Here is a 5672-nt window from a genome sequence, read left to right as displayed (position 1 = left end):
CCAACGCCGCGGCGGGCGCGGAGCGCATCGGTAACGTCCGGGTGGTGGCGCAACGGATGTCCGGCGGGATGACGGCGGGCGATCTGCGCTCCCTGGTCGGCGACATCCGCGGCAAGCTGGGCAGCGATCCCGCGGTGGTCGCGCTGATCGCCGAGGGCGAGGGCGGGTCGGTGCCCTACGCCGTCGCCGCCAATCCGGCCGCCCAGGACCTGGGGCTTCGCGCCAACGACCTGGTCAAGCAGCTCGCGGCGACCGTCGACGGCCGCGGCGGTGGCAAGGCGGACCTGGCGCAGGGATCCGGCAAGGATCCGGCGGGCATCGACGCAGCGCTCGACGCGGTACGGTCCGAGATCGCCGTGATAGCGCGGGTCGATTGAGTGGTCTTGACACAGCACCGCTCGCCTGACCGGCCCGGCGATCCTCACCAGGACCCCGGCCGGGGACGACGGCTCGGCATCGACGTGGGCAGCGTGCGCATCGGCGTGGCCTGCAGCGACCCCGACGCCATCCTGGCCACCCCGGTGGAGACCGTGCGCCGCGACCGCAACGGCAAGCACCTGCGGCGGCTGGCCGGGCTGGTCGCCGAATACGAAGCCGTCGAGGTGGTGGTCGGATTGCCGCGCACGCTGGCCGATCGCACCGGCCCGGGCCCTCGACGCGATCGAGGTGGCCGACGCGTTGGCCCGGCGCATCGCCCCGGTGCCGGTGCGATTGGCCGACGAGCGGCTCACCACCGTGGCCGCCCAGCGCTCGCTGCGCGCGGCCGGGATGCGGGCCAAAGAACAGCGTGCGGTGATCGATCAGGCCGCGGCGGTGGCGATCCTGCAGAGTTGGCTGGATCAGCGCCGCGCGGCGGTGGCGGGGGAGCTCAGCGATGGTTGACAGCGCACGGCGGGAACGGGCCGAGCCCGAGGCGGTGGGCGCGCCGTCGGGGCGCAGGTCGAGCCGGGTCGCCCGGAAGGCCGAGCGGGGCCGCCGGCGGCGGCGCTTCGCCGGCAAGGTCGCGCTGGCGATCTTCGTCGTGGTGGTGCTCGCCGGCGTCTTCGCGGGCGGCAAGCTGTGGCACACGTTGTTCGGGCCCGGCGACGACTACACCGGCAGCGGCAAGCGGGACCTGGTGATTCAGGTCCAGGCCGGTGACTCGACCACCAACATCGGTGAGACGCTGCAAAAACAGCAGGTCATCAAGACGGTGCGGGCGTTCGTCAACGCCGCGCACGGCAACAGCGCCATCAACGCGATCCAGCCGGGTTTCTACCGGCTGCGCACCGAGATCCCGGCCGCCAACGCCGTCGCGCGGCTGACCGACCCGAAGAGCCGGGTGGGCCGGCTGGTCATCCCCGAAGGCCGTCAGCTCGACGACACCACCGACGTGAAGACCAACGTGGTGACGCCGGGAATCCTGACGCTGATCTCGCGCGCCACCTGCGTCGACCTGGACGGGGACACCCGCTGCGTCCCGGTGGAGGGCCTGCGGGCCGCCGCCACCAACAGTTCTCCCTTGGCGTTGGCGGTGCCGGCATGGGCCACCGAACCCGTCGGTGAACTCGGCAAGGACCACCGCCGCATCGAGGGGCTGATCGGGCCGGGCACCTTCAACATCGATCCGTCCGCGTCGCCCGAGGCCATCCTGGCCACCCTGATCGGCGCCGGCGCCGAGGAGTACGTCAAGTCCGGGCTGGTGGACACCGCCCAGGCCATGGGCCTATCGCCCTACGACATCCTGGTGGTGGCGTCGCTGGTGCAGCAGGAGTCCAACTCCCAGGACTTCGCCAAGGTGGCGCAGGTCATCTACAACCGGCTGCACGCCCACCACACGCTCGAGTTCGACTCGTCGGTCAACTATCCGCTGGACCGCCGCGAGGTGGCCACCAGCGACGCCGACCGGGCCCAGAAGACGCCGTGGAACACCTATGTGTCGCAGGGCCTGCCGGCCACCGCGATCTGTTCGCCCGGCACCGACGCGCTCAACGCCGCCGAGCACCCGCAGCCCGGTGACTGGCTGTACTTCGTCACCATCGACGCGCAGGGCACGACGCTGTTCACCCGCGACTATCAACAACACCTGGCCAACATCGAGCTGGCTAAGCACAACGGTGTCCTCGACAGCACCCCCCGCTAGCCCGGCGCCGCGCAAGGCGGCCGTGCTCGGCAAGCCGATCGCCCACTCGAAGTCCCCGCAGTTGCACCTGGCGGCCTACCGGGCGCTGGGCCTGGATGACTGGACCTACGAGCGCATCGAGTGCGACGCCGAGCAGCTGCCCGGCGTGGTGGGCGGCCTCGGGCCGGAATGGGTCGGGCTGTCGGTGACCATGCCCGGCAAGTTCGCCGCCCTGCGCGTCGCCGACGAGCGGACCGACCGGGCGCGGCGGGTGGGCTCGGCCAACACCCTGGTCCGCACGCCGACCGGCTGGCGGGCCGACAACACCGACATCGACGGCGTCAGTGGGGCGTTGGCGTCAATGGGCGGGGCCTCTGGATGGGCGCTGGTCTGTGGATCGGGCGGCACGGCTCCAGCGGCCGTCGCCGGCCTGGCCCAACTGGGCGTCGCCGGCGTCACCGTGGTGGCCCGCAACCCCGGCAAGGCGGCCCGGCTGGTCGAGCTGGGCGGCGAACTGGGTGTGCCGACCCGGTTCTGCGACCTGGACGGCGGGGGGCTGGCCGACGAGGTGGCGGGCGCCGAGGTGCTGGTCAGCACCATCCCGGCGGACGTGGCCGCGCGCTATGCCGGCACCTTCGGACGCATCGGCGTGCTGCTCGACGCCGTCTATGACCCGTGGCCCACGCCGCTGGCCGCCGCGGTGAGCGCCGCCGGTGGCCGGGTGATCAGCGGTCTGCAGATGCTGCTGCACCAGGCCTTCGCGCAGGTGGAACAGTTCACCGGGCGGCCCGCGCCGCGCGAGGCCATGACTTGCGCGGTGGCCGCACCGGATTAGCCTGCCGCGCATGCGAATTGCGGCGGCGTGTCTGGTGCTGGCCTGGCTGGCGGCGTTGAGCGGCTATGACATCCGGGAGCGCCGGCTGCCCAACGCGCTGACGCTGACCGGGGCCGCGACGATTCTGGCGGCCGCCGCTCTGGCCGGCCGCGGCGCGCCGGCGGCGGCCGGAACCGTCGCGCTGACCGCGGTCTACCTCGCCGTGCACTGCGCGTCGCGGGGCGCAATGGGTGCCGGCGACGTCAAGCTGGCGCTCGGCCTGGGCGCGTTGACCGGGTGCTTCGGCGTGGGAGCATGGTTCCTGGCGGCGCTGGGGGCGCCGCTGCTGACCGCGGCGTTGGGGATGGCGGCCCGGCTTCCGGGCGACGGCACGGCCACGGTGCCGCACGGGCCGTCGATGTGTCTGGCCAGCGCGGCGGGCGTCGGGCTGGCGCTGCTCTGAGGCCGTCAGTTCGGGACGGTGGTGGGCCGCAGCAGCGGCAACAACTGCTCGCCGAGCCGGACCGTCTCCGACTTGTACGGGGTGTCCGACAACACGAAGTGGGTGACCCCGAGGTCGGCGTATTTGCGCAGCGCGGCGGCGACCTCGACGGCCGACCCGACCAGCCACGTCGTCCCGGCGCCCTCGCCGCCGTATTTGCTCGGCGTCGTATACAGGCAAGAATCCAGCACTTCTCCCCGCCCGGCGAGATCGGTCAGCCGCCGCTGGCCCGCGGACCCCGCCGGGTCGTGCAGCAGCATCATCGTGGGCGTGCCGGCCAGCTTGGCGACCTTCGCCTCGGCGTCGCGCCAGGCCTCCTCGGACGTGTCGCGCACCAGGGTGGTGACACGCAGGCCAAACTCCAGTGGCGCGTGCTCGCGACCGAGCTTGTCGGACAACGACTTCAGCCTGTCGATGCGTTCGGCGATGCCGTCCAGCGGCTCGCCCCAGAACAGTTGGACATCGGCATCGGTCGCGGCGACCTGCTCGGCGGCCTCCGACGCCCCACCGAAGTAGAGCTTGGGGTACCGGCCTTCGTCCGCACCGGTCGGGCGCGGCTGCAGCGTCGAGTGTTCGACACGGTAGAACTCGCCGCGGAAGGTGACGTCGTCCTCGCTCCACAACCGGCGGACCAGGCGGATGAATTCGCGGGTGCGGTCGTAGCGGCGCGCCTTGTCGACCTCCGGGTCGCCGTAGGCGGCCAGGTCATCGGCCCCGCTGACGACGTTGACCAGCAGCCGGCCGTTGTTGAGCCGATCCAGCGTTGCCGCCGCGCTGGCGAAATGCGCCGGGTGCCAATAGCCCGGGCGGACCGCCACCAGTGGCGCGAAGTTGGTGGTGCGCGCCGCGATCGCCGTCGCCACCGTGAACGTGTCCGGCCGGCCCCAGCCGGTGCCGATCAGCGCGCCTTCCCAGCCGTGCTGCTCGGCGCGCAGCGCCAGGTCGACCGAATAGTCCAGGCTTCCCCAGCCGTCGACGGTGTCGTCGCCTCGATGGCCCGGCTCGACGGTATTCGGTATGTACCAGAGAAATTGACCCACCAGACAACATGCTGGCACATGACCGCCCGGCCGCATCTGCCGTCGGCGCTTAACGCGTGGTCAGGTCAGGAATCACCGCGGATGAAAGTCCACCGGCCGCCGAAAAAATTCAGCACGCAGGAAACCGTTGCCCTCGGCGTCGGCTCCTGACAGCCTTTCGGGCTGGCTGTCGTACACGCGACATCGATTCATCCAGGAAGGCCTTGACCCGCATGCCCGTTGAACCCCAGAGCGACGGCGTGCTCGCCGAAATCGCGGCCGATTACCGCCTGCGCCTGGCCAACGGCGGAACCGAGCCGCCGCTGCGCGGCCTCAAGCTCGTCCGGGAACAGCGGTGGGGCGCGGTGCGATTGGCCCGCGAACACGGCGGCGCCGGCTACTCGGTGGCCGAATTCTTCGACCACCTCATCGCGCTCGCCGCCGCCGATCCGGATCTGGCGCACATCCTGCGGATCCACTACGCGTTCGTCGAGGAGCTACAGGTCACACCGCGGCGGCCGGGCAGCGACCGGTGGATCGCGGTGGTCGCCGAGGGCGGGTTGATCGGTGGTGCCAACGCCGAGAAGAGCCAGAAGTCAGTGGGCGGCAACGACCGTGACACCCGGCTGGTCGGCGGCGCGGACGGGCTGCGGCTGCGGGGCCGGAAGTTCTACAGCACCGGCGCGCAGTTCTCCGACTATCTGCGCATCACCGCCCAGGACGACGACGGCATCCCGACCGCCGTGGTGATCCCGGTGGACCGGGCCGGCGTCGAGCACCTCGACGACTGGGATGGCATTGGCCAGCGTCAAACAGGCAGCGGCACAACGGTATTCCACGACGTCGCTGTCGCGCCCGACGAGGTGTTCCCGCTGGCCGACACCATCGGGGTGAACCGCTCCCGGGGCGCGCTGATGCAGCTGTATCTGCACGCGATAGCCGCGGGCATTCTGCGGTCCCTGACCGCCGACGCCGCGGCGCTGGTGCGGGGGCGGCGACGCACCTACACCTTCGCCAGTGTCGAGGAGCCCACCGCGGATCCGCAGTTGCTGCAGATCGTCGGCGAGATCGACGCGGTGGCATACGCCGCCCAGGCGCTGGTGCACAGCGCCGCGGCCGAACTCGCTCCCGCGCTGCAGGCGGCGCGCAACACCGGGATCGATCCCGAGCTGGAAACCAGGTCGTCAATCGCCGCGGCGCGCGTCAAGGTCGCAATCCAAGAACCCGCCCTGCGGG

General features: G+C 71.6%; 6 protein-coding genes and 1 pseudogene. 6 read left to right on the top strand and 1 reads right to left on the bottom strand.

Translation table 11 applies throughout. The annotated features are described in order from the left end of the window. The 5 genes and pseudogenes from A5646_RS26645 to A5646_RS26625 all read left to right on the top strand — a co-directional run. The coding region (locus A5646_RS26645; RefSeq protein WP_231998482.1) for a DHHA1 domain-containing protein at positions 1-377 on the top strand (377 nt) is incomplete at its 5' end. Next, positions 378-882: pseudogene (ruvX, locus tag A5646_RS26640) on the top strand (Holliday junction resolvase RuvX). Beyond that, positions 875-2122, top strand: coding sequence for an endolytic transglycosylase MltG (gene mltG, locus A5646_RS26635; RefSeq protein ID WP_067025478.1), 1248 nt, complete (start codon positions 875-877; stop codon positions 2120-2122). The pseudogene ruvX and the gene mltG overlap by 8 nt, the downstream one beginning before the upstream one ends. Beyond that, positions 2097-2936 carry a shikimate dehydrogenase gene (locus tag A5646_RS26630; protein ID WP_067025475.1) on the top strand — a complete coding sequence of 280 codons (840 nt, stop codon included), beginning with the start codon at positions 2097-2099 and terminating at the stop codon, positions 2934-2936. Before mltG ends, A5646_RS26630 begins: the two co-directional genes overlap by 26 nt. Before the next feature lie 10 nt (positions 2937-2946). Further along, positions 2947-3378, top strand: a complete 432-nt coding sequence (locus tag A5646_RS26625) for an A24 family peptidase (protein ID WP_067025472.1) — start codon at positions 2947-2949, stop codon at positions 3376-3378. Between the two features lie 5 nt (positions 3379-3383). Here the strand turns inward: A5646_RS26625 and A5646_RS26620 are convergent, their stop codons facing one another. Further along, on the bottom strand, positions 3384-4493 hold the full coding sequence (locus A5646_RS26620; protein WP_067025468.1) for an LLM class flavin-dependent oxidoreductase: 1110 nt from the start codon (positions 4491-4493) through the stop codon (positions 3384-3386). Between the two features lie 176 nt (positions 4494-4669). Here A5646_RS26620 and A5646_RS26615 point away from each other — a divergent pair. Next, positions 4670-5672 (top strand): acyl-CoA dehydrogenase (locus tag A5646_RS26615; protein ID WP_067025465.1); only part of this gene is annotated, 1003 nt, incomplete at its 3' end.

The organism is Mycobacterium sp. 1245499.0 (assembly GCF_001673615.1).
Lineage (GTDB): Bacteria > Actinomycetota > Actinomycetes > Mycobacteriales > Mycobacteriaceae > Mycobacterium > Mycobacterium europaeum_A.
Note: the sequence above shows the minus strand (reverse complement) of the source record. Positions and strands in the feature narration are given on the sequence as shown.